Consider the following 22062-nt stretch of genomic DNA (forward strand, 5'->3'; position numbering starts at 1 on the left):
GCGTTCATGTCGGCTTGACCTTCGGGGCGCGCTTGTCGAGAAAGGCGCGCAGGCGTTCCTGCGCCTCGGGGGTGGATTCGGCCACCGCAGCCATCAGCGACTCGGTCATCAGGCCCTGGTCCTGCGACTGGTCGGCGATGCGCGGCAGCGCGTGCATGACGGCGTAGTTCGACATCGGCGCATTGCCCGCCACCCGGGTGGCCAGCGCCAGCGCCTTGTCCAGCGAGGTGCCGGTCGGCACCTGGTACTGCGCCAGGCCGGCGGCCACGCCTTCGGCGGCGCTGTAGACCCGGCCGGTCAGCATCAGGTCGGTCATGCGGGCGACGCCCATCAGGCGCGGGATGCGTACCGAGCCGCCGCCGCCGACGAAGATGCCGCGGGTGCCCTCGGGCAGCGCGAAGTAGGTGCTGTCGTCGGCCACGCGGACATGGCAGGCCGAGGCCAGCTCCAGCCCGCCGCCGACCACCGCGCCGTGCAGGGCGGCGATCACCGGCACGCGGCCGAACTGGATGGCGTCGAAGGCGGCATGCCACATGCGCGAATGCAGCACGCCCGAGCCGATGTCGCGCTCGACCAGCTCCGACAGGTCCAGGCCGGCGCAGAAGTGCTCGCCGGCCCCGCTGACGACGACCGCGCGGATGTCCTGCGGCAGGTTCACGAAGGCCGTGTGCATCTGCTGGATCAGCGGATCGGACAGCGCGTTGCGCTTGGCCGGCCGGTTCAGCCGCAGGTGCAGGACCACGCCATGTCGCGTGATCTCGAGCAGGTCGAGGCCGGCCAGCAGACCTTCGACAGGCTGGGCGGCGGGCAGGGTCTGGGTGGGCGCGTTCATGGTCCGTGTGTCCTCAAGATGGTTGCGAAATATAAGTAAATCACGACTGGCGATGGGCCATGAAAACCCTGACCCTTCGATCAATGCGAAGGATTATTGCGGGTAAACCCTTGGCCCATGGTCGTGATTTGATTTCAGAATGAAAGCAACCAGAGGACGACCATGAAGACCGACGAACTCATCGCCATCGACTTCCACACCCATGCCGAGGTGTCCTGCCGCAACCCCTTCGACAGCTATGGCGAGGAATACGACCGGGCGGCCGACAAGTACTTCGGCTCGGACCGCCGGCCGACCATCGCCGAGACCGTCGCCTACTACCGCGAGCGCAAGCTCGGGCTGGTGATGTTCACGGTCGACAGCGAGGCCCAGCTCGGCCGCCGCCGCATCCCGAACGAGGAGATCTGCGACGCCGCGCGCGAGAACGCGGACATGATGGTGGCCTTCGCCAGCATCGATCCGCACAAGGGAAAGATGGGCGCGCGCGAGGCCCGCCGGCTGGTCGAGGAATGTGGCGTCAAGGGCTTCAAGTTCCACCCGACCGTGCAGGGCTTCCTGCCCTACGACCGCATGGCCTGGCCGCTCTACGAGGTCATCGCCGAGCACAAGTTGCCCGCGATCTTCCACAGCGGCCACAGCGGCATCGGCAGCGGCATGCGCTGCGGCGGCGGGCTGCGGCTGCAGAACAGCAACCCGATGCTGCTGGAGGACGTCGCGATCGACTTCCCCGACATGGAGATCGTCATCGCCCACCCGAGCTGGCCGTGGCAGGACGAGGCCCTGAGCCTGGCCATGCACAAGCCGAACATCTGGATCGACCTGTCCGGCTGGAGCCCGAAGTACTTCCCGCCGCAGCTCGTCCAGTACGCCAACACGCTGCTCAAGGACCGCATGCTGTTCGGCAGCGACTACCCGCTGATCACGCCCGAACGCTGGATGAAGGACTTCGACGAGGCCGGCTTCAAGGACAAGGTCAAGCCGCTGATCCTGAAGGAAAACGCCAAGCGGCTGCTGCGCCTGGCCTGAGGTGTGGCGGCGTGCGACGGACCTGGCGCCGCGCGCTGTCCGTCGCTGGCACAAGTCATCCGGGTCAACCCGGGTTCGTGGGCGTGGTTGGACGACCGGAAGGCGGCGGCAGGTGCAGGCACGCGGCTTGCGCCGTGCGGCGACTCGCTGGCGCTGGTCCAGCCGAACCCGAACCCTTCTGAAAGTGGAGCCCGCCCATGATCCGTGCCTTCCCCATCCTGTCCGCCGCGCTCGGCGCCGCCGTCTTCGTCGCCTTGCCGGCCCAGGCCGCCGACGGCACGGCCGTCTACAACGCCAACTGCGCCATGTGCCACGTGCCGGGCCTGGCCAACGCGCCCAAGACGGGCGACAAGGCGGCCTGGGAACCGCGCCTGAAGGCCGGCCGCGACGCGCTGCTCGCCAGCGCCATCAAGGGCAAGGGCGCGATGCCGCCCAAGGCCGGCAACCCCAAGCTGAGCGACGAGGACCTCGGCGCCGCGCTGGACCACATGCTGGCGGCGGTGAAGTGAGCGCCTGAGCCTTTGGGCGCCCCAACGAAAAACGCGGCCGAGGCCGCGTTTCTTGTCCGGTCGATGTGACCGGGGTCTGACGTTCCCCGGGCCGAGCGCCGGGCCGCCCCAAGCCGGCCCGACCCCCTCGGGGGGTGGTCACGCGTACCCGCGTGACCGGGGGCTCACACTCACTGTTCGGCGAAGGCGCGCTCGATGACGAAGTCGCCGGGGCTGGTCGTGCTGCCTTCGCTGAACTTGCGCTCCTCCAGCATGTGCTTGAGGTCGCGCAGCATGGCCGGGCTGCCGCAGATCATCACGCGGTCGGCACCGGGGTCCAGCGGGGGCAGGCCGAAGTCGTTCCAGAGCCGGCCGTCCTCGATCAGGTCGGTGATGCGGCCCTGGCGCTCGAAGGGCTCGCGCGTCACGGTCGGGCAATAGACCAGCTTGTCCTTGACCAGCTCGCCGAGGAACTCGTGGTTGGGCAGGTCCTTGAGGAACAGGTCCTGGTAGGCCAGCTCGTTGACCTGGCGGCAGCCGTGGACCACGACGACCTTCTCGAAGCGCTCGTAGGTGTCCGGGTCCTGGATGATGCTCAGCCAGGGGGCCAGGCCGGTGCCGGTGCCGAACAGGTAGAGCCGCTTGCCGGGGTTGAGGTAGTCGATCAGCAGCGTGCCGGTGGGCTTGCGGCCGACGAGGATCTTGTCGCCCACCTTCAGGTGCTGCAGCCGCGAGGTGAGCGGGCCGTTGGGCACCTTGATGCTGAAGAAGTGCAGCTGCTCGGCCCAGTTCGGGCTGGCCACGCTGTAGGCCCGCAGCAGGGGCTTGCCGTCCACCGGCAGGCCGATCATGACGAAGTGACCGTTGGAGAACCGGAAGGCCGGATCGCGGGTGGTGGTGAAGCTGAACAGGCGATCGGTCCAGTGGTGGACCTCGGTCACGGTCTCTTCGTTGAACGGTTTCATGGCGGCGGGCGCGGCGTGCGCAGCTACAGGGCAACAGGAAAAGGAGGCTCTTCAGGCCCGTCCGGCAGGGCCGGCGGCGAACCCTAGAGGATACCCGTAGGCCGGTTTCAGCCCTTCAACTCTTCGATCAGATCGATATAACCGTGCATCGCAGTGGCCGCATCGGTGCCGGCCAGATCGGCCCAGGCGTCGAACTTGGCGCGGCCGACGAAGTCGGTCATGCCGGGGCGCTCGCCGCTGGCATCGCCATCGGTGGCCTGCTTGAACAGCGCGTACAGGCGCAGCAGCGTGCGGTTGTCCGGCCGCTCGGGCAACTGGCGGGACTGCGCCACGGCGGCATCGAACAGGGTCTTCAGGTCGGCGGTGTCGGTCATGTCGGTCGGGCCATCGGCCGCGGAAGGCAAACGAGGCGCCGAGTCTAGGACCGCAGCGCCTCGCTCGAACCGGTCAACTGTCCTTCGATGAGCCGCCGGACCTGGGGGCTGTCAGAACCCGAGGCTGGCCAGCAGGTCGTCCACCTCGGTCTGGTCCTTAACCACGTCGGCGCGGCCTTCCGGGCTGACGACCGGGCCGTTGAGGATGTTGCTGTCGACCTTCTCGCGCTGGTCGGGCGGGACGACCTGGACCAGCAGCTTGACCAGCGCGTCTTCCAGGTCGTTGGTCAGCGCGACGACCTTGGCGACCACCTGGCCGGTCAGGTCGTGGAAGTCCTGCGCCAGCATGATGTCGGTCAGGTGCTGGTCGATGCGCGCGGTGGCGGCCTCGACGTCGTGGGCGAAGTTCAGCACCGCGCCGGTGGCCACGGCCTTGACCGGATCGGCCACCAGCGAGCGGGCCAGCTCGCGCGTGTCGGCGCTGATGCGCTGGTGTTCCATCTTGGCCTGGTCGACCGAGTTCAGCACGCGGTTGGCGGCGTCCGAGGTCTTGTTGGCGATGTAGGTCAGGCGGCTGCGCGCATCCGGGATGCCGTCGGTCGCGATCTGCAGCTTGGGCATCACGCCGAGCTGCTGCATCGTGTCGTGCAGCAGCCGCGTGATCGCGCCGATCTGCTGGAACACCTCGGGCGAGGCGATCACCGGTTCGGTGGGCGCCAGGGCGGTCAGGTCTTCGATCCTCATGGTGTGCTCCCTGGGCTCACGCGGTGGCGGCCATCTTCTGCATGATCTTGGTGACCTTCTCCTCCAGCGTCGCCTTGGTGAAGGGCTTGACGATGTAGCCGGCCGCGCCGCTCTGGGCCGCCAGCACGATGTCTTCCTTGCGCGCCTCGGCGGTCACCATCAGCACCGGCAGGTGCTTGAGGGTCTCGTCGGCCTTGACCGCCTTGAGCAGGTCGAAGCCGTTCATCACCGGCATGTTGATGTCGCTGACGACGAAGTCGTAGCGGCTGTTCCTGAGCATGTTCAGCGCGACCTGGCCGTCCTCGGCCTCCTCGACGTTGTTGCAGCCCATTTCCTTGAGCAGCCCGCGCACGATGCGGCGCATGGTCGAGAAGTCGTCGACGACCAGGAATTTGAGATCGGATGCGTGGGTCATGGTGGTGTCCTTGACGGTCGGAATGGGGGAAGAAGCTGGGGAGCTGAGGGAATGGGGGTCGGGGAGAGAAGCCTGGCGTGCCGCCGTTCTTCCGTTTTATCGGCTGCTCTGCTGGGCCCTTGAATGTTCCGGAACGACGCGTGGCGGGCCCACCAGCGGGGCCTGCTCGGGCTCTGCCGGTTCGGGTGCAGGGGCGTCGCCGCCCTGGAAGAAGCGGTCTTCGGCTTCACGCGTCATCACGATGATGCTGATGCGCCGGTTGATCGGATTGAGCGTGTCCTTGCTGTCGAAGGGCACGCTGGCCGCCAGGCCCTGCACGCGCAGCACGCGCGATTCGTCCAGGCCGCCGGCGAGCAGTTCGCGCCGCGACGCGTTGGCCCGGTCGCTGGACAGTTCCCAGTTGCTGTAGCCACGCTCGCCCGCGCCGAAGGGCTTGGCATCGGTGTGGCCCTCCAGCGTGAGCTTGTTGGGCACCTCGGTCAGCACCGCGCCGATGGCCCGCAGGATCTCGCGCATGTGCGGCTGCACGCTGGCATCGCCGCTCTGGAACATCGGCCGGTTCTGCTCGTCGACGATCTGGATGCGCAGGCCGTCGCGGGTCATGTCCAGGCGGATCTGGTTCTTGAACGACGACAGCTTCGCGGACGCGTCGATCACGTCGCTCATCTTCTGGCTCAGCGTCTCCAGGCGCTCGCGTTCGGCCTTGGCCTGCGCGGTCTTGAGCGTCTGCATCGCGTGGCGGCGCTCGGACTCGACGTCGCCGTTCTTGACCTGGCCGCCCTGGCGCGTGAGGTCGGTGCCGCCGCCCTTGATGATCGAGGTCGCATCGCCCGAGCCCGAGCCGCCACCCATGGCGACCTTGAGCGGGTTCTGGAAGTAGTCCTGGATGCCCTTCTTGTCGCCTTCGCTGGTCGAGCCCAGCAGCCACATCAGCAGGAAGAAGGCCATCATGGCCGTCACGAAGTCGGCATAGGCGATCTTCCACGCGCCGCCATGGGCACCGTGGCCGCCCTTCTTGATCTTCTTGACGATGATCGGTTGCAACTTCTTGGCATCACCAGCCATGGCGGGCTTCCAGGGCGCTTAACAGCGCAGGGTGTTTGTCCAGCTTCCCGCCGCGGATCCGGCTTTGCCGGTCCGCTGGCGGACGGCCCCCTCGGGGGGTAGCGAGCGACAGCGAGCTTGGGGGCGTCACTTCTTCTTCACGTGGCTTTCGAGCTCGGCAAACGTGGGCCGCTCGGTGGAGTAGAGGACCTTGCGGCCGAACTCGATCGCGATCTGCGGGGCGTAGCCCTGCATCGAGGCGAGCAGCGTGGTCTTGACGCACTGCAGCTCCTTGCCGTCCTCGTCGATCTTCTGTTCGAGCAGGCCGGCCAGCGGCTCGGCGAAGCCGTAGGCCAGCAGGATGCCCAGGAAGGTGCCGACCAGGGCCGAGCCGATCATCCCGCCCAGCACCGCCGGGGGCTGGCCGACCGAGCCCATGGTGTTCACGACGCCCAGCACCGCGGCCACGATGCCGAAGGCGGGCAGGGCGCCGGCCAGTCGGGCGATCGCGGCGGCCGCGCCGTGGGCCTCGTGGTGATGGGTCTCCAGCTCGGTGTCCATCAGCGACTCGATCTCGTGGGCATTGAGGTTGCCCGAGACCATCATGCGCAGGTAGTCGGTGATGAACTCGCTGACGTGGTGGTCGTTGCCCACCACCGGGTACTTCTGGAACAGCGGCGAGCTGTGCGGGTCCTCGATGTCCTTCTCGATCGACATCAGGCCTTCCTTGCGGGTCTTCTGCAGGATGTCGTAGAGCAGGGCCAGCAGGTCCATCGCGCGGGCCTTGCTGTACTTCGAGCCCTTGAAGCAGGCGCCCAGGCCCTTGAGCGTGGCCTTGAGCACCTTGGTCTGGTTGTTGGCCACGAAGGCGCCCAGCGCACCGCCGAAGATGGTGATCATTTCCCAGGGCAGCGCCTTGATGATCACGCCGATGTTGCCGCCGTGCACGATGTACACGCCGAAGATGCAGCCGATGGCCACGAGCCAGCCGACGATGACGAACATGGTGGGAGTCTTTCCGGTTGCGGGTTGCCAGCCTCACGCCGAGCGTGCGGCGGCCTGTGCGTGTTTTGCATATCGGACCGCCGCCGCGTTCACTTGAGGCAGCGCTTGTCCAGATCGGGTCTTGCGTGAAATCGGTGACGGCCTTGCGGCGCCTTCGGCCGGCACGCGGTAGATCCACACCGCATGGCGACGGGCCGGTCCGGCCGGCAGCTGCGCGGCGGGCGGCTGCCCGGGCACCTCGAAGGCCAGGCTGACCAGCCAGGCGCCGGGTGCCAGCTCGGCGCAGGCCTTGGCCCAGACCCGTTCCATGCTCTCGGGCCGCTGGAAGACGTAGACCATCGCCAGGCCCTGCCAGCCGTCGGCCCACAGGTCGCCGCGGCGCACGCGTGCCCAGGGGCAGCGCAGGCCGGCGTAGAGCCGCAGCGGCAGGCTCCATTCGATGCCTTCGAGGCGGGCTTGCGGATAGACCGCGCGCAGCGCCTGCAGGCCGTGGCCCATGCCGCAGCCGGCGTCTCGTACACGTGCGTCGACAGGCAGGGGCACCCGCTCGGCCAGGCCGTCGAGGGCCTGGGCCGGCGTCGGGAACATCGGCGCGTCGCGCCAGGCCCGCAGCGGGTAGGCCAGCAGCAGCAGCGCCAGCGGCAGCAGCCAGGCCCAGGCCGGCACGCCGCTCGACAGGCCGCCGGCCAGGCTCAGTGCCGGCCAGCCCAGCGCCAGCATCCAGCGCCGCCACGGCGCATCGGCCAGCAGCGCGGCCAGCACGCCCAGGCCGACCGAGGTGGCCAGGGCCACCGCCGGCGGCGCGTCCAGCCGCAGCAGCAGCGCCTGCAGCAGGCCGCAGGCCAGCCACAGCAACAGCGCTGGAGCGGGCCAGGGCAGGGGGATGGAGGGAAGCGTCGCGCGCATCCCCAGGTTATCGCTCGCCCTGGACCGGGACGAGGCCCGGTGCAAGGGGGTGCGAGCGGTCCAGTTCCGGCGATGCCGCCCGCTCAGAGCAGGTCGAGCAGCGCGGTGTGGTTGAGCCGCACGCGGATGTCGCCGACCGGCACGGCCGCGACCACCTTGCGCACGGCCGACGAGGTCTCGCGCAGCACCGGCTCAGGCAGGGGCAGGCCGCTGCTGCCGACCAGCACGGCCACGCGCGGCTCGTTGGCGCGTTCGCCGCGAGCCATCACGACGGCGACCTCGCCGCCGACCAGCTGCACGTAGCTCCCCGGCGGGTACATGCCCAGCGTGCGCAGCAGCGCGCTGCCGTATTCGTCGGGCTTGCCGTCCGGCCCGACGCAGGCCGCGCGTGCGGCGGCCAGCGGCGACATCGGCGGGCGACCGCTGCGGCGGCTGATCTTGGCGGTGAAGCGGTCGACCACGTTGAGCAGGCGGGCCATGCGCTGGGCCGGATCGAGCGAGGCCAGCGGCGCGGCCAGCAGGCTGGCGTCGTGGTGCAGCCGCACGATCTTGATCCAGCGCGGATCGCCCACGCCGCTCTCGGCCAGCAGCTGGGCCGAGCGCAGCCCGTGGTTGTCGACGCGCTGGCGCTGCTCGGGCGACAGCGGGTCCTTCTGGCGTGCCAGGGTGTCCTGCAGGCCGGTCATCGCGACGTTCATCGTCATCGCGGCCATCGTCAGCGTCTCGCGGTCGTCGGCGCTCCAGCGCAGCGTGTGCGCGACCTGGGCGCAGACCGTCGCGCACAGCGCCGCATGGTGGGCGCTGTACTGGCGCACGTCGTGGCCGGCATGCTGGATCAGCAGGAACAGCAGCTCGTTGGGCTTGCGATCGGCCAGCGCGATCAGCCGCGACAGGGCCTCATGCAGGCGCAGCACCCAGTCGCCCTGCGGCGTGGCGTCCTGCAGCGCGCCGTTGATCTGGCGCATCAGCCCTTCCCAGCGCTCGCCCAGGCCGACGTCGAAGTTCGAGATCGGTCCGCTGCGGTCGGGGTTGTGGGCGCCGCTGAGGGCATCGCGGCCCGGTCCGCCGCTGCCGCTGCCGCCGCTCGAACTGCTGCTGGCGCCGCTGCGCATGCGCGCGATCGAGATGTCCTGCAGCGTCGCGTTGCGCAGCACCAGCGACTCGGCCGTCTCGTGGACCAGGCGCAGCCAGGGCGCGGCCTCGACCTCGTCGACGTACAGCGGCATCGACCTGAGCGCCTGCAGCCGGCTCTCCAGCTCCACCTTCATGCCGCCGGGCAGCAGCATCAGGCCCTTCGCATCGAAGATGCGGAAGGGCAGCGGCTGGTTCAGCGCCAGGTGGCGGGGGTGGAGAGCGATCAGGGCCATGGGTGTTCCGAAGATGAAACAACTATCGGCCGTCACATGCCCGGACTTGATGGCGTGTTTGAGTCATCTTGCCGAGTCGAACCGTTGTCCCCAAGAAAAAACGGGCCCCGAAGGGCCCGCGAATTGCATCGTCCGATGCAAGGAGGAGGAGACAAGCAAGAACTCGGGTTGGCGTGCGGCCGCCGTGGCCGTCACGCCGGGAGCAGGAGGAGCCGGGAATCAGTGCAGTTGCAGGGCACCGTTGGCCTTGCCCTTGCCGGCACGGGCCGGCGGGTTGCACAGGCCGCAGACGTAGTGCTTGGCGATCTCGTGCGGATGGGTCACGAAGTGGCCGCCGCACTTGGAGCAGGCGGTCATCGTCAGCATGCCGTTGTCGATGAACTTCACCAGGCGCCAGGCACGCGTCACCGACAGCAGCGGCTCCAGGTTCTGGGCCTGGGTCTGTTCCAGGTAGAGCTGGTAGGCCTTGATGACGGTGTCGATCTCGTCGAGCTCGGCGACCTTGTTGAGGTACTCGTGGATGTTCAGGAACAGGCTGGCATGGATGTTGGGCTGCCAGGTCATGAACCAGTCGGTCGAGAAGGGCAGCTGGCCCTTGCTCGGCGACTTGCCCGCCACTTCCTTGTACAGGCGCAGCAGGCGCTCGTACGACAGGTCGGTCTCCGATTCCAGCACCTGAAGGCGGGCACCCAGCTTGATCAGGGTGACGGCACGTTCAATTTGCTTGGCTTCGGTCAGGATGCTCTTGGCGCGCATGGTTCTCTCTCCGTCTGTTCTCTGTCTGTGTCGCGGTCTCGGAAGGCTGGCGGGTCAGGCTGCTTCGCGATGACGGCCGGCCATGAGGATGCTGGCATGCAGGCGAGACACGCCGTCGTTGGCCGCGCTCTTGCCGTGGTTGGTCAGCAGGCTCCAGACCAGGTCGTCGTCGACGCGCATGCGGCACAGCAGCGTGTTGCCCGAGGCGATCTTCATCATCTGCGAGGGCGACAGCACCTCGATCACCGCGGCGGTCTCTTCCGACACGCCCAGGCGGAACAGGGCCTGTTCGCGGTCGGCGCGGATGAGGCTCTGGGCCAGCATCAGGTAGGACAGGTTGGCTTCACGGATTTCGCTGAGGATCTGTTCGGTGTTCATGGTGTGCTCCTGGCTGCTCGGTACAAGGGGTCTTCGGTTCCTGCTCGGTGTCGTCCTGGGCTTGCCGTTCGGCTTGCTTTCGGTATCAACGTGAGATGAATTGTGAAGATCCGAACTGGACCGCAACATCGGGCCACTTCTGTCGCTTGAGTCCGTCTTGCGCCATGGGGCGTGTCAGGCAAATTCCTACAGGCTGTCAGGCGACAGAGCCCTTTTCGGCCCTCTTTTTCGGCTTTCAGCCTGGCCTGGGCCGTGATCCGTGACGGATCTCTCGGTGCAGGCCCGACGGGGCCGGCGAACGGCGCCCGCCGTGTCGGTGCCTGGATGACGTGGCCTCCCGGCCGGGTCGTGAGGTTCGGTGTTCGGCGATCGGCGGATCGGCGGATCGGCGACGAGGCCTGTCGCCGATCCGCCGCGCCGATCTCAGTCCTGCCCTTCGGTGGCCATCACCGGCATCGTGGCCGCACGGCGCTGCAGCTCGATCTGGTGCAGGTGGTGGGTCTGGCGTTCCGCCACCGCCGTCAGGTCGGGATGGGCGCCCCGGAAGTCCCGCGCCGAGTCGGCGCTGACGAGGCTGTCGAACAGGACCATCGCCTCGACCCGCTCGCCCAGCGCGGCCAGGCTCATGGCCAGCGCGAACTGGCTTTCGGCGTGGGACGGATCGCGCAGCAGCGCGCGCCTGGCCAGTGGAACGGCCTGGGCCAGGTCGCCGCGGTGGAAACACAGCGTCGCGGCGTCGCCCAGCAGGTCGACCTCGGACGGATCGTCCTGGATGGCCTGTTGAAGCAGGTCCATCGCTTCCTCCGGCCTGCCGGCGGCGATGGCGACGCGCACGGCCTCGCGCACCGCTTCGCGCCGGGTCGCCTGGGTCGCCTGTGCGTCGGCGTCGCTCGACGGCGTGGCCGATCCGGCAGGACGGTCCGTGGCGTCGGCAGCAGTCGCCTCGCTCGGCGCCGAGGCCGCGACGTTCCGGAAGGCGGCCTGCGGCGCGGGTTCCTCGGCCCGCGCCAGGACAGCGTCGATCGACGCCATCACGCGTGACAGGCCCATGCCGATGGGCGTCCGTTCCTCGATCGGTCGCGGCAGGGGCTCCAGGCGGACCATCGGCAGGCCGCACAGGTGCAGCACCGCGCGCTCGGCCAGCCGGGCCAGCTTCGGGTCCGCTCGGCAAAGGAGCTGCAGGCGCAGCAGCGCGTCGCCTGGCTGGGCCCGGAGGGCGGTCAGCCGAGGGCCGCGCACCGCGAAGACCGGGCCGTGGGCCATCACGCCGATGTCCGCCTGGCGCGCCGCCGCAGCCAGCGCGTCCAGGCCCGAGAGTTCGAGAAAGTGGGCCATCACCGATTCCCCCGCCGCCAGCGCGTGGGTCGAGCGGTGGTGCGCCGCCAGATCGGCGGCGTCCGGGTCGTGCCAGCCCAGCGGGGCCAGCGTGGCGAGGCTGTAGCGTTCCGCGCGCACCGGCATCGGGCCGATCCAGTCGCGTGCATCGCGCTCGATCAGGTCGGCGGGCGCCTCGCCGATCGACAGCGGCTGCACGTCGGCCCAGCGTCGCGGGTCTTCCAGCAAGGTCAGCAGGGCGGGCGCATGCCGCAGGGCATCGGCACCGCAGAACACGGTGTGCTGCTCGCCGTGGTCGACGTCCGGATCGAGCACGTGGGCCAGGAAGCTTCCCATCTGCGCCCCGCAGCTGCGTCCCAGCGCGATGCGGCGGCTGCCTTCGGGCAGGCCGTCGAGCGCCTCGGGCTCGCCGCTGCCGACCGGCGTCTCCTGTTCGTGGACGACCACGCGCACGTGGGCCGGCAAGGCCGCCAGCCAGTCGAGCCGCTGCGTGGGCGATCGGGCGATGACGAGGGTGATCAGGGCCATGGGTGTGGGTGTGCCGAGTTGAAGGGGCGGACAGCGGCTGGTGGGCCGGCTCTGCATCCCGTCATCGGCGTCCGGCGCCGGTTCTTGAGGGCGCACGGCGGTCACTGGATCAGCACGACGCCGGTGGCGAGGCTGCGGATGCCCTGTTCGTCCATCGTCTGCAGCACGCCGGCCATGAAGCGGCGATCGTGCTCGATGCTGCGCGACAGCGCGTAGACCGTCCGCACCGCCATCTCGGGCGTGAACGCGTCGCCGTGCAGCGCCATCTGCCCGATCAGCCAGTAGCGCACCAGGGCGGCGCGGATGACCAGGTCCAGGTAGGCGTCCTCCAGGGCCTGCGGCGTGCCGAAGTGGCGTCCGATCAGGCTGGACTGCAGGCTGTTGACGAGGTAGTTGCGCAGCATGTGGCCGTGGCCGCGCGCCCAGTCGTCCCAGTGCAGGCGGCGGGCCTCGGCCCAGCGCTCGCGGGCGACCTGCTCGTCGGCCTCGTCCAGGCGCAGGCCGGCGACGACGTCACCGAGCATGGTGCGGGCCGAGGCCGTCAGCCGGCGCTGCCAGATCATCCGCGTGACGGTGCGCAGCATGTCGGGCGCGAAGCGGGTGCCGGCTTCCAGGCCGCGCACCACCTCCAGGAGCTGGGTGTTGTGGGCCGCATCCATGAAGCGCGAGAACAGCTCGCTGAGGTCCTGCAGGCGCTGTTCGCGCGGGGTGCTGCCCTCGGGGCGTGCGGCCAGTTCCTGGACGTAGCCGTTGACCCGTCGCACCAGCATCAGCCCCAGGGCCAGGGCGTCGAAGGCGCCCAGTCCGGGCGCGTCGAACAGGCTGACCAGCAGGTCGTGCAGGACCCGGCCACCGAGGTGGCTGACCTTGGGCGTGCCGGCCCCGTCGTTCCAGCGCATGCCCGGCGGCAGCTCGCTGGCGTTGGCGAACTGTTCGAGCGTCACCGCCACCGGCGCCATCGCCTCGGCATCGGTCAACGCCAGCCGGGCGGCCTCCGGGCAGCTCAGCGTGGCCTGCACGCGGTGCTCGCCGTCGACCTGCTGGAACTGGCGCGGGTAGTGGTTGCAGGTGTCGGACAGCGCATTCGCGCCCAGCTGCTTCTGGATGCTGCAGAGGCGGTCGGCGTCGAGGAAGCCGCAGTCGCCGTTGTCCTCCATCTGCAGGTGGCCCCAGGCGGCGGGGTTCGAGTCATCGTCCTTGACCAGGTGGATGGCGATGCGCCGGCGCAGCGGCTCGTCGCCGATCGCCTTCATCTTCTTGAAGGTGGCCTTGTCGATCGTGACCCGCCAGCCGCTGCAGCAGGTTTCGGGACAGGCCGGGCCGACGCACTGGAAGGCTTGCAGGTAGCGCGGCATCTGCGCCGTGGGGCTGAACTTGGCCATGGGGTCCTCGGGCATGTGACGGGGCCTGGCGCGGCCCGACGGGCGCGTCGGGCCTGCCCGTCTCGATTTGCCGGATTTTCCAGATGGCCCGGGCCTGGCGGTGGACCGAATAGACGGGTGTTTCCTGCGCTGGCGTGCGCCCGCGCGGCCATGGCCGCCAGCCTGTCAAGACGCACCGGTGGCGGACAACGAGAAGAACACCTCGTTGCGATCGGCCTTGCGAAGGGACTCAAGTCCTGGCGTGCGCCTGCCGAAACCCTGGGAGGCTGCGCAGCGACGCGGAGGTGCAGCTGGCGGGGCGATCAGGCGATTCGAGAAATGACCCGAAAAAACTGATCAATCCGACCCTCAAGGAATCCTGAGACCCCACCGATAACCAAATCAACGGGTCGCAGAAATGAGATCCGCGGTCCGGTAAGCCGGCTGATGCAGTGAAGGCCCTCGCGGCAAGAGACTGCACCGAGCTTGACGAGCGCCGGGCACCAGGGTCGGACCGGAAGGTCCGGAACAGTCGAAACAGCGGCGCTCATGCCGAGTTCAACAAGTCTTCAACGCTACAGCACAGGAGTTCATCATGGCTTCCATCAACACCAACGTCGTTTCCCTCAATGCCCAGCGCAACCAGGCTGCCTCGCAGTCGTCGCTGGCCACCTCGATGCAGCGCCTGTCGTCGGGTCTGCGTGTCAACAGCGCCAAGGATGACGCGGCCGGCCTGGCCATCGCCGAGCGCATGAGCGCCCAGGTCAAGGGCATGAACGTCGCGGTCCGCAACGCCAACGACGCGATCTCGCAGATGCAGACCGCCGAAGGCGCGATGGGCAAGATCGGCGAGAACCTGCAGCGCATCCGTGAACTGGCGGTGCAGTCGTCCAACGGCTCGCTGAGCCAGCCCGACCGCGACAACCTCCAGCTCGAAGTCGACCAGCTGCAGGAAGAGATCGTCCGCGTCGTCGACAACTCGAAGTTCAACGGCGTCGCGCTGTTCGACGGTGCCAACAAGTCGATCGACTTCCAGATCGGTGCCGACAACGGCGACAAGATCACCGCCGACACCACCGGCTTCGACCTGAAGACCAGCGGCAACCTGAAGGCCTATGCGACGGGTGCGAAGGCCAAGGCCATCGACATCAGCAGCCAGACCTCGGCCCAGACCGTGCTGGACGACATGGACACCGACATCGACACGGTCAACACCGCCCGCTCGACCGCTGGTGCCCTGCAGAGCCGCTTCGAGGCCGTCATCAGCCAGCTGCAGGTGACCTCGGAGAACACCGCGGCTGCCCGTGGCCGGATCATGGACGCCGACTTCGCCTCGGAAACCGCGAACCTCAGCCGCGCCCAGATCCTGCAGCAGGCCGGCACGGCGATGATCGCCCAGGCCAACCAGCTGCCGCAGCAGGTCATGCAGCTGCTGCGCTGAACGCGCAGCGGGCAGCGGCGCCTCCGGACGCCGCGCCGAACGGCCTTTTCCGACGCCACCGACACGCCACCGTGTCGGTGGCGTCGGCGTTTCTGGCGCAAAGACAGCGGCACTTTGGCCTTCATTTCAGCGATTCGACCGGGCCACGCCTGACCACAATTCACTTCACAGCAGCACCTATCCGCTCCTGTCGCCCGGGGCGGTTCCCGGTGGAAAGTTACCCAAGACGATTGGGGCCGCATCGGCTGTCGAGCCTGTCGACTCGACATGCGACTTACTCAGAGGTGAATCACCATGGCTCAGACGATCAACACCAACATGGCCTCGCTGAATGCGCAGCGCAACCAGGCCGCTTCGCAGTCCTCGCTGGCGACGTCGATGCAGCGTCTGTCGTCCGGCCTGCGCGTGAACAGCGCCAAGGACGACGCCGCCGGCCTGGCGATCGCCGAACGCATGAATGCCCAGGTCAAGGGCATGAACGTGGCGGTGCGCAACGCCAACGACGGCATCTCGATGATGCAGACGACCGAAGGCGCGCTGGGCCAGCTCAGCGGCAGCATGCAGCGCATCCGTGAACTGGCCGTGCAGTCGGCCAACGGCTCGCTGTCGCAGTCCGACCGCGACAACCTCCAGCTCGAGGCCGACCAGCTTCAGCAGGAGATCGTGCGCGTCGTCCAGGATTCCAAGTTCAACGGCGTGACGCTGTTCGACTCGACCGCGACCGGCTCGCTGGCCGCGAACGCGGCCCTGTCCTTCCAGGTCGGTGCCGACAACGGCGACACCATCGACGTCGACGGCACCGGCTTCGACATGACGACGCTCGCGTCCTATGCCGCCGGCGCCACGGCGGTCAAGAGCCTCGACATCAGCTCCCAGGCTGCGGCCTCGGCCGCGCTGACCTCGCTCGATGCCGACCTTGATGCGGTCAACACCGCCCGCTCCACGGCCGGCGCGGTGCAGAGCCGCTTCGACGCGGTGATCTCGCAGCTGCAGGTCTCGGCCGAGAACACCTCGGCCGCGCGCGGCCGGATCATGGACGCGGACTTCGCGGCGGAAACCGCCAACCTCAGCCGCGCGCAAATCCTGCAGCAGGCCGGCACGGCCATGATTGCCCAGGCCAACCAGCTGCCGCAGTCGGTGATGAAGCTGCTGGGCTGAGCCGGCGCGGCAGCGCTCCTGCGCAGGCGCAAGCGGATGCGGGGGGCTGATCTCAAGTCGGCTCGCCAACTGCCGAAGAACAAGTCGTCCGAGGGCTGGCGCTGTCGGACGACTTTTTGCGTCGGCCCCCGGCGCATCCGGAGGTGATCACCATGTCCAGCATCAGTTCGGCCGGTATCGGCAGTGGTCTTGATGTCAATTCGATCGTCACGCAGCTGATGGCGGTCGAGAAGGCGCCCCTGCAGCAGATGCAGACGGCGACCAGCAAGATCCAGAATCAGCTGAGCGCGTACGGGAAGATCCAGAGCTTCGTCTCGACCCTGCGCGACGCGTCGTCCAAGCTCACCAGCGCGACGACGTGGAACGACACCACGGCCACGTCGGGCGACAGCTCGGTCTTCACCGCGACGACCGACGGCACGGCCCAGGCCGGCAACTACACCCTGTCGGTCCAGCAGCTGGCGACGGCCCAGACGGTGGCCTCGCCGGCCAGCGCCTTCCCGGTCGGTGCCGGCGTGCTGCGCATCCAGGATGGTGCGGGCGGCCAGGCCATCGACGTCGCCATCGGTGCCGGCGACTCGCCGGCCCAGGTGCGCGACAAGATCAACGCGGCCAAGGCCGGCGTGGTCGCCTCGGTCGTCACCGATGCCTCGGGCTCGCGGCTGCTGCTGCGCGCCAGCGAGACCGGTGCCGACCATGCCTTCACCGTCCGCGAGGTCGTCTCCGACGGCATGGGCGGCGAGACCACCACCACCACCGGCGACCTGGCCAAGCTCACCTACGACTCGTCGCAACCCGCTGCCGCCGGCGTCAACATGTCGCTGACCCAGGCGGCCGGCAATGCCAAGGCCAAGGTCAACGGGCTGGACGTCGAGTCGGCCAGCAACCTGCTGACCGGCGCGGTCGAGGGCGTGACGATCAAGCTCGGCAAGGTCAGCGCCTCGCCGGTCGAGCTGTCGGTGACCAACGACACCGAGTCGATCAAGACGGCGATCAGCGCCTTTGCCGACGCCTACAACCAGCTCAACACCTACCTCTCGCAGCAGACCGCCTACGACGCGACGACCAAGAAGGCCGGCACGCTGCAGGGCGACTCGGCGACCAACTCGCTGCAGTACGCCATGCGTGGCATCGCCAGCGGCACCGGGACGATGGCGGGCAGCTACCAGCGCCTGGCGCAGATCGGCATCGAGATCAAGAAGGACGGCTCGATGAGCATCAACGACACCAAGCTGACCGGTGCCCTCGGCGCCCAGCTCGGCGACGTCAAGGCGCTGTTCGCGAGCAAGGACACGGCGACGGCGTCCAACAACGGCTTCGGCGTGCGCCTGCAGCAATGGGGCGACGCGCTGCTGAAGTTCGATGGCGCGCTGACCTCGCGCAGCGAGAGCCTGCAGCGCAAGGTCGATGCCGGCACCAAGTCGCAGGACGCGTTCAACGACCGCATGACCCAGGTCGAGGCGCGCCTGCGCAAGCAGTACACCGCGCTGGACAACCAGATGAGCAAGCTCACCAGCCTGCAGGCCTACGTCACGCAGCAGGTGACCAGCTGGAACAAGAGCACGGGTTGAACCGGCTCTGGCGGCCCGCGATGTGGGCTGCCAAAACCGCCCTGTTCAAGGGCTCGAAACCGCCGGCGCGGCTCAAGTCGGAGGCCGGCGGAGACGATAAACAAGGTACGCAATTCGCATCCTCTCCCGTCAGGAAACGCACCATGTTCAGTCAAGCCTCGACCTTCGGACGTCCCCGCCACCACGCGAACCTGTACCAGCAGGTCGGCGTCGAGACCTCGGTGGTCAGCGCCAATCCGCACACCCTGACGCTGATGCTCTACGACGGCCTGCTGACCCAGGTGAAGCTGGCTCGCCAGGCGCTCGCCGAAGGCCGTGTCGCCGACAAGGGCCGCCACATCGGCCGTGCCGCGCAGATCATCGACGAGGGGCTGCGTTCCGCGCTCGACACGAAGGCCGGCGGCGACATCGCCCTGAACCTGCGTGACCTCTACGACTACGCCCAGATCCGCCTGCTGCAGGCCAACCGTCACAACGACGATGCCGCGCTGAAGGAAGTCTTGAGCCTGATCGAACCCGTCCGCGAAGCCTGGGCCGCGATCGGCGTGAAGTTCCCGGGCTGACACGCCCGGACGCCGCCATCGACCTGCGCCCGCTTTCCGGACCACCTACAGGCAGACCATGCTCCAGACCATGAACTCCCCCGTCACCCCGCCCGCGACGCCGCACACGGCCTTGTTGCAGTACTACGAGGCCATCGAGAGCGCCAGCCGCGACATGCTGCAGGCCGCGCGTGACGGCGACTGGGACCGCGTGGTCAAGCTCGAAGGCGCCTGCGCCGTGCTGATCTCGCAGCTCAAGCATGCCGCCAGCGGCGCGCACCTGGGCGGCGAGGAAGCGCAGATGAAGGCGCGCATCATGCAGCGCATCCTGCTCAACGACGCCGAGATCCGCTACCTGGCCGAGCCCTGGCTGGAAGACCTCGACCAGATGATGTCGGGCCAGCCGCGCAACGTGCTGCACTGAAACCCCACGCGGACACCGACATGCTGCAGACCGCCACCTCGTCCGGCGCGCGCGAGCCGGCCCCCAGCGACAAGCGCATCGCCGTGCCGCTGGCGGTGCGGGCGCATCTGGTCGAGCTGATCGAGCAGGGCGTGCCGGTGACGCTGGTGACGCCCGACGGCGCGACGCTGTCGACCCGCCTGGTCCACGAGGACATGACCGCCCGCGAGCTGCGCTTCGCGCCGCTGGGCGAGCCTTGCGCATCGGCGCGCCTGGCGCTGGCCGAGGAGGCCGTCGCCATCGCCTACCTGGCCCGCATCAAGCTGCAGTTCGACCTGATCGGCCTGCGCCTGCGCGATGGCGGGGGCGAGGCCGAGCTGAGCGCGTGCTACCCGCGCGAGCTGCACCGCTTCCAGCGCCGCGAGGCCTATCGCGTGCGCACCGAACCGCCACCGCAGCTGGCCGCCCGCCTGGGCAAGCTGCTGCCCATCGTGATCGGCGGCCCCGAGCTGCTGCTGGGCGATTCGGGCGCGCCCGAATCGCTGCGCCGCCTGCGCGTGCTCGACATCAGCCACGGCGGCGTCGCGCTGCTGCTGCCGCCCGGCGACACCTCGCTGCGCGCCGGCAGCCGCATCCCGGCCGCCACGCTGGAGCTGTCGCCCGGCCGCACCATCCACGTCGCCCTGCACGTGGTCCGCGCCGACCCCCTCGCCGCCCCCGAAGGCGCCCAGCGCCTGGGCTGCGAGATGGAAGGCCTCTCCGGCGTCGCAGCCCGCAGCCTGCAGCGCTTCATCGACGAGACGCAGATCAAGGCCAGGGCGCTGGACGCCTGAGGTCCGGTCGCGGGCCGAGGGCTGGCCGAGCGTCTGCGAAGCAGCCCGTCGGACTCTTCGAGTCCGACGAGCCACCGCCGCTGGGCCGCCCCCCCAAAAACGTGTTGAACACCGGTCCATCGCCGCCCACCTTCGGGCCGAGGCCGCGCCCGCAGGAGGTGGCCTCGCGGTTGCCGACGCGCGCCGTGGACCGAGCGCCGGGCCGCCCCAAGCCGGTCCACATCCCCACGGGGGATCGCCGGGCGTACCCGCCCGGCGAGGGGTCAACAGGTCACACCTGCATGTTCATGATGTCCGAATACGCCTGCGCCAGCTTGTTGCGCACCTGCACGGCCGCCTGGAAGCTGATCTGGGCCTTCTGCATCGCGACCATCGTCTGCTCGATGCTGACCGTCGGGTTGTCCAGCGCGACCTCGCGCTGCAGGGCCGTGGCCTGGTTCTGTTCGTTGCTCACGCCGCGCAGGGCCTGGGTGAAGACCTGGGAGAACTCGGTGCGGTCGACGCCCTGGCTGCGACCCGCGCCCGGCACCCCGCCGCTCAGGCCGGCGGCCTGGGCGCTGTCGCGCACCCGCTGGGCGACCTGGGGCATGCCTGCCCGGGTGGCCGCCTCGGCGAAGTTGAAGGGTTTGAGCTTGACGTCCATGTGGGTGGGCGCAGGGCAGGGAGCCCATGCGCCATGGATCGCACTTTAGTTTTCCGCCGAGCGGCCGAAGGGGCGAACTGCGCCCTCGCGAGGGGCTTGTTCGCGGCATGTCGCAGCGGGGGGCGGGCGAACAATCGGTGACATCGCGGGACCTTCCGTCGTCCCGCCCACCGCACGCCCGAACTGGTCATGGAAACCGCCACCCTTCAGCCCCTGACGCCCAACACGGCCGCCGCCGACGCGCCGCCTCCCGGCTTCGCCGCCCGCCTGGCGGCCCTGCCGATGGGTCGCAAGCTCGCGCTGGCCGGCGGCGTGCTGGCGCTGGTCGCGCTGTTCGCCTTCATGCTGATGGCCAACCGCGGCAACGACTACAAGGTCCTGTTCGCCAACCTGTCGGACAAGGACGGCGGCGCGATCGTGGCCCAGCTCACGCAGATGAACGTGCCCTACAAGTACACCGAGGGCGGTTCGGCCATCCTGGTGCCGGCCGACAAGGTGCATGACGTGCGCCTGAAGCTGGCCCAGTCCGGCCTGCCCAAGGGCTCGATCGTCGGCTTCGAGCTGATGGACAACGCCCGCTTCGGCACGACCCAGTTCCAGGAACGCCTGAACTTCCAGCGGGGCCTGGAAGGCGAGCTGGTGCGCTCGATCACCGCGCTGTCGGCGGTCGAGGCGGCCCGCGTCCACCTCGCGCTGCCCAACCAGAACGGCTTCTTCCGCGACCAGCAGAAGCCCAGCGCCAGCGTGCTGCTGACGCTGCACCCGGGTCGCACGCTGGACCGCGCGCAGCTCGCCGGCATCGTCCACCTGGTCTCGGCCAGCGTGCCCGAGCTGAACCCCAAGGCCGTCAGCGTGCTCGACCAGAGCGGCAGCCTGCTGGCCGGCCCGCCCGAGGGCATGGCCGGTGCCAACGGCGGCGGCGCCAACGGCATGGACCCGCAGCAGCTGCAGTACGTCAACCAGATCGAGACGCTCTACACCAAGCGGATCATGGACATCCTCGAGCCGGTGGTCGGCCGCGACAACCTGCGTGCGCAGGTCAGCGCCGAGGTCGACTTCTCGCAGACCGAGTCGACCTCCGAGGAGTTCAAGCCGAACCAGAACGGCGAGCCCGCCTCGGTGCGCAGCGCCCAGTCCAGCGAGCAGACCAACGGCAACGCCGCCATGCCCACCGGCGTGCCCGGCGCGATGAGCAACCAGCCGCCGACGCCGGCGACCGCGCCGATCAACGGCCAGGCCCAGCAGATGCAGGCCGCGCAACCCGGCGGCGGCGCGTCGGGCAACACCGTCAAGCGCGATGCCGTCACCAACTACGAGGTCGACAAGACCGTGCGCGTGACCCGCGGCGCGACCGGCCAGGTCAAGCGCCTGAGCGCGGCCGTGGTCGTCAACCACCGCTCGACCGTGGACAAGAAGGGCAAGACCCAGACCGTGCCGCTGTCACAGGAAGAGGTCGACAAGCTGACCGCGCTGGTCCAGGAGACGGTGGGCTTCAACAAGGACCGCGGCGACTCGGTCAAGGTCATCAACGCGCCCTTCCAGGTCGACAAGCCGGTCGAGGACAACACGCCCCTGTGGAAGCAGCCGGAGGTGCAGGACCTGGTCCGCACGCTGGCCCTGCCGCTGGGCCTGACGCTGCTGGCGCTGGTCATCGTCTTCGGCGCGATCCGCCCTGCGCTGCAGGCGGCCCGTCCGCCCGAGCCGGCGGCGCTGGTCGACGCGGTGGTCGACGACCTGCAGGAACTGCCCAACGGCAGCGCCGCCAACGGCGCCGCAGCCGGTGGCGCGATCGAGATCGGTGCCGACGGCGCCCACCTGCCGGCCTTGCCCGGTCCCGAGGACGGCGTCGCCAAGCGCCTCGAAGAGGCCCGCAAGCTGGCGCGCGAGAACCCGGCGGCGGTGGCCAACATCCTGCGCGGCTGGGTCAGCGGCGCCAGCGCCTGATCC

Annotated in this window: 23 protein-coding genes; 9 read left to right on the forward strand and 14 right to left on the reverse strand. The window is 69.0% G+C overall.

Annotation, left to right across the window (positions count from 1 at the left end; all coding sequences use genetic code 11):
* Positions 1-4 precede the first annotated feature (4 nt).
* A complete protein-coding gene (locus tag Q8X39_RS15400) occupies positions 5-832 on the reverse strand; it encodes a crotonase/enoyl-CoA hydratase family protein (protein ID WP_305750561.1) in 828 nt (275 codons plus the stop codon).
* Positions 833-994: 162 nt separating this feature from the next.
* Here Q8X39_RS15400 and Q8X39_RS15405 point away from each other — a divergent pair, with 162 nt between their 5' ends.
* Together Q8X39_RS15405 and Q8X39_RS15410 are read left to right on the forward strand one after the other, a co-directional pair.
* On the forward strand, positions 995-1858 hold the full coding sequence (locus Q8X39_RS15405) for an amidohydrolase family protein (RefSeq protein ID WP_305750562.1): 864 nt from the start codon (positions 995-997) through the stop codon (positions 1856-1858).
* Between the two features lie 197 nt (positions 1859-2055).
* Positions 2056-2367 carry a c-type cytochrome gene (locus tag Q8X39_RS15410; protein WP_305750563.1) on the forward strand — a complete coding sequence of 104 codons (312 nt, stop codon included), beginning with the start codon at positions 2056-2058 and terminating at the stop codon, positions 2365-2367.
* Between the two features lie 170 nt (positions 2368-2537).
* Here the strand turns inward: Q8X39_RS15410 and Q8X39_RS15415 are convergent, their stop codons facing one another.
* The 12 genes from Q8X39_RS15415 to fliB all read right to left on the reverse strand — a co-directional run bounded on the left by Q8X39_RS15415 (position 2538) and on the right by fliB (position 13560).
* Positions 2538-3311, reverse strand: a complete 774-nt coding sequence (locus Q8X39_RS15415) for a ferredoxin--NADP reductase (protein WP_305750564.1) — start codon at positions 3309-3311, stop codon at positions 2538-2540.
* A gap of 107 nt (positions 3312-3418) precedes the next feature.
* Positions 3419-3685 (reverse strand): acyl-CoA-binding protein, encoded by a 267-nt coding sequence (locus tag Q8X39_RS15420; protein WP_305750565.1) that lies wholly within the window; start codon positions 3683-3685, stop codon positions 3419-3421.
* 111 nt (positions 3686-3796) lie between these two features.
* A complete protein-coding gene (locus Q8X39_RS15425) occupies positions 3797-4429 on the reverse strand; it encodes a protein phosphatase CheZ (protein ID WP_305750566.1) in 633 nt (210 codons plus the stop codon).
* Between the two features lie 16 nt (positions 4430-4445).
* Entirely contained in the window at positions 4446-4844 is a 399-nt protein-coding gene (gene cheY, locus Q8X39_RS15430; protein ID WP_305750567.1) for a chemotaxis response regulator CheY, read from the reverse strand.
* Between the two features lie 96 nt (positions 4845-4940).
* Complete coding sequence (gene motB, locus Q8X39_RS15435; protein ID WP_305750568.1) at positions 4941-5909, reverse strand: flagellar motor protein MotB; 969 nt, start codon at positions 5907-5909, stop codon at positions 4941-4943.
* A gap of 126 nt (positions 5910-6035) precedes the next feature.
* On the reverse strand, positions 6036-6893 hold the full coding sequence (gene motA, locus Q8X39_RS15440; RefSeq protein WP_305750569.1) for a flagellar motor stator protein MotA: 858 nt from the start codon (positions 6891-6893) through the stop codon (positions 6036-6038).
* Positions 6894-6926: 33 nt separating this feature from the next.
* A complete protein-coding gene (locus Q8X39_RS15445) occupies positions 6927-7799 on the reverse strand; it encodes a class I SAM-dependent methyltransferase (protein WP_305750570.1) in 873 nt (290 codons plus the stop codon).
* An 83-nt stretch (positions 7800-7882) separates the two neighbouring features.
* Complete coding sequence (locus Q8X39_RS15450) at positions 7883-9166, reverse strand: HD-GYP domain-containing protein (protein ID WP_305750571.1); 1284 nt, start codon at positions 9164-9166, stop codon at positions 7883-7885.
* Positions 9167-9385: 219 nt separating this feature from the next.
* The gene (flhC, locus tag Q8X39_RS15455; protein WP_130483594.1) at positions 9386-9922 is read right to left on the reverse strand and encodes a flagellar transcriptional regulator FlhC; all 537 of its coding nucleotides are present in this window, start codon (positions 9920-9922) and stop codon (positions 9386-9388) included.
* Positions 9923-9976: 54 nt separating this feature from the next.
* Positions 9977-10300, reverse strand: a complete 324-nt coding sequence (gene flhD, locus Q8X39_RS15460; RefSeq protein ID WP_305750572.1) for a flagellar transcriptional regulator FlhD — start codon at positions 10298-10300, stop codon at positions 9977-9979.
* 423 nt (positions 10301-10723) lie between these two features.
* Complete coding sequence (locus tag Q8X39_RS15465; RefSeq protein ID WP_305750573.1) at positions 10724-12163, reverse strand: tetratricopeptide repeat protein; 1440 nt, start codon at positions 12161-12163, stop codon at positions 10724-10726.
* Between the two features lie 101 nt (positions 12164-12264).
* Positions 12265-13560: a flagellin lysine-N-methylase gene (gene fliB / locus Q8X39_RS15470; protein WP_305750574.1), complete on the reverse strand. Its 1296-nt coding sequence runs from the start codon at positions 13558-13560 to the stop codon at positions 12265-12267.
* Positions 13561-14116: 556 nt separating this feature from the next.
* On the opposite strand from fliB, the gene Q8X39_RS15475 reads away from it, so the two are divergent.
* From Q8X39_RS15475 to Q8X39_RS15500, 6 genes are all read left to right on the forward strand, one after another.
* A complete protein-coding gene (locus Q8X39_RS15475; protein WP_305750608.1) occupies positions 14117-14965 on the forward strand; it encodes a flagellin N-terminal helical domain-containing protein in 849 nt (282 codons plus the stop codon).
* 294 nt (positions 14966-15259) lie between these two features.
* Complete coding sequence (locus Q8X39_RS15480) at positions 15260-16123, forward strand: flagellin N-terminal helical domain-containing protein (RefSeq protein WP_305750575.1); 864 nt, start codon at positions 15260-15262, stop codon at positions 16121-16123.
* Between the two features lie 152 nt (positions 16124-16275).
* Positions 16276-17694, forward strand: coding sequence for a flagellar filament capping protein FliD (gene fliD / locus Q8X39_RS15485; protein ID WP_305750576.1), 1419 nt, complete (start codon positions 16276-16278; stop codon positions 17692-17694).
* A gap of 143 nt (positions 17695-17837) precedes the next feature.
* Entirely contained in the window at positions 17838-18257 is a 420-nt protein-coding gene (fliS, locus tag Q8X39_RS15490; RefSeq protein ID WP_305750577.1) for a flagellar export chaperone FliS, read from the forward strand.
* Between the two features lie 58 nt (positions 18258-18315).
* A complete protein-coding gene (locus Q8X39_RS15495; protein WP_305750578.1) occupies positions 18316-18660 on the forward strand; it encodes a flagellar protein FliT in 345 nt (114 codons plus the stop codon).
* Between the two features lie 20 nt (positions 18661-18680).
* Entirely contained in the window at positions 18681-19472 is a 792-nt protein-coding gene (locus tag Q8X39_RS15500; RefSeq protein WP_305750579.1) for a flagellar brake protein, read from the forward strand.
* Between the two features lie 271 nt (positions 19473-19743).
* On the opposite strand, the gene fliE is transcribed toward Q8X39_RS15500, so the two are convergent.
* Positions 19744-20115: a flagellar hook-basal body complex protein FliE gene (gene fliE / locus Q8X39_RS15505; RefSeq protein ID WP_305750580.1), complete on the reverse strand. Its 372-nt coding sequence runs from the start codon at positions 20113-20115 to the stop codon at positions 19744-19746.
* Positions 20116-20304: 189 nt separating this feature from the next.
* Here fliE and fliF point away from each other — a divergent pair, with 189 nt between their 5' ends.
* Positions 20305-22059 (forward strand): flagellar basal-body MS-ring/collar protein FliF, encoded by a 1755-nt coding sequence (gene fliF / locus Q8X39_RS15510; protein WP_305750581.1) that lies wholly within the window; start codon positions 20305-20307, stop codon positions 22057-22059.
* Positions 22060-22062: the final 3 nt, after the last annotated feature.

The organism is Leptothrix discophora (assembly GCF_030705305.1).
GTDB lineage: Bacteria > Pseudomonadota > Gammaproteobacteria > Burkholderiales > Burkholderiaceae_C > Sphaerotilus > Sphaerotilus discophorus.

Coding starts and splice junctions, on each gene's coding strand:
- motB (WP_305750568.1), bottom strand. CDS start 5,909: ATGGCTGGTGATGCCAAGAAGTTGCAACCGATCATCGTCAAGAAGATC.
- flhD (WP_305750572.1), bottom strand. CDS start 10,300: ATGAACACCGAACAGATCCTCAGCGAAATCCGTGAAGCCAACCTGTCC.
- fliB (WP_305750574.1), bottom strand. CDS start 13,560: ATGCCCGAGGACCCCATGGCCAAGTTCAGCCCCACGGCGCAGATGCCG.
- Q8X39_RS15445 (WP_305750570.1), bottom strand. CDS start 7,799: ATGCGCGCGACGCTTCCCTCCATCCCCCTGCCCTGGCCCGCTCCAGCG.
- Q8X39_RS15415 (WP_305750564.1), bottom strand. CDS start 3,311: ATGAAACCGTTCAACGAAGAGACCGTGACCGAGGTCCACCACTGGACC.
- Q8X39_RS15410 (WP_305750563.1), top strand. CDS start 2,056: ATGATCCGTGCCTTCCCCATCCTGTCCGCCGCGCTCGGCGCCGCCGTC.
- Q8X39_RS15400 (WP_305750561.1), bottom strand. CDS start 832: ATGAACGCGCCCACCCAGACCCTGCCCGCCGCCCAGCCTGTCGAAGGT.
- Q8X39_RS15500 (WP_305750579.1), top strand. CDS start 18,681: ATGCTGCAGACCGCCACCTCGTCCGGCGCGCGCGAGCCGGCCCCCAGC.
- fliS (WP_305750577.1), top strand. CDS start 17,838: ATGTTCAGTCAAGCCTCGACCTTCGGACGTCCCCGCCACCACGCGAAC.
- fliD (WP_305750576.1), top strand. CDS start 16,276: ATGTCCAGCATCAGTTCGGCCGGTATCGGCAGTGGTCTTGATGTCAAT.
- fliE (WP_305750580.1), bottom strand. CDS start 20,115: ATGGACGTCAAGCTCAAACCCTTCAACTTCGCCGAGGCGGCCACCCGG.
- Q8X39_RS15495 (WP_305750578.1), top strand. CDS start 18,316: ATGCTCCAGACCATGAACTCCCCCGTCACCCCGCCCGCGACGCCGCAC.
- Q8X39_RS15405 (WP_305750562.1), top strand. CDS start 995: ATGAAGACCGACGAACTCATCGCCATCGACTTCCACACCCATGCCGAG.
- fliF (WP_305750581.1), top strand. CDS start 20,305: ATGGAAACCGCCACCCTTCAGCCCCTGACGCCCAACACGGCCGCCGCC.
- cheY (WP_305750567.1), bottom strand. CDS start 4,844: ATGACCCACGCATCCGATCTCAAATTCCTGGTCGTCGACGACTTCTCG.
- flhC (WP_130483594.1), bottom strand. CDS start 9,922: ATGCGCGCCAAGAGCATCCTGACCGAAGCCAAGCAAATTGAACGTGCC.
- Q8X39_RS15465 (WP_305750573.1), bottom strand. CDS start 12,163: ATGGCCCTGATCACCCTCGTCATCGCCCGATCGCCCACGCAGCGGCTC.
- Q8X39_RS15425 (WP_305750566.1), bottom strand. CDS start 4,429: ATGAGGATCGAAGACCTGACCGCCCTGGCGCCCACCGAACCGGTGATC.
- Q8X39_RS15480 (WP_305750575.1), top strand. CDS start 15,260: ATGGCTCAGACGATCAACACCAACATGGCCTCGCTGAATGCGCAGCGC.
- motA (WP_305750569.1), bottom strand. CDS start 6,893: ATGTTCGTCATCGTCGGCTGGCTCGTGGCCATCGGCTGCATCTTCGGC.
- Q8X39_RS15450 (WP_305750571.1), bottom strand. CDS start 9,166: ATGGCCCTGATCGCTCTCCACCCCCGCCACCTGGCGCTGAACCAGCCG.
- Q8X39_RS15420 (WP_305750565.1), bottom strand. CDS start 3,685: ATGACCGACACCGCCGACCTGAAGACCCTGTTCGATGCCGCCGTGGCG.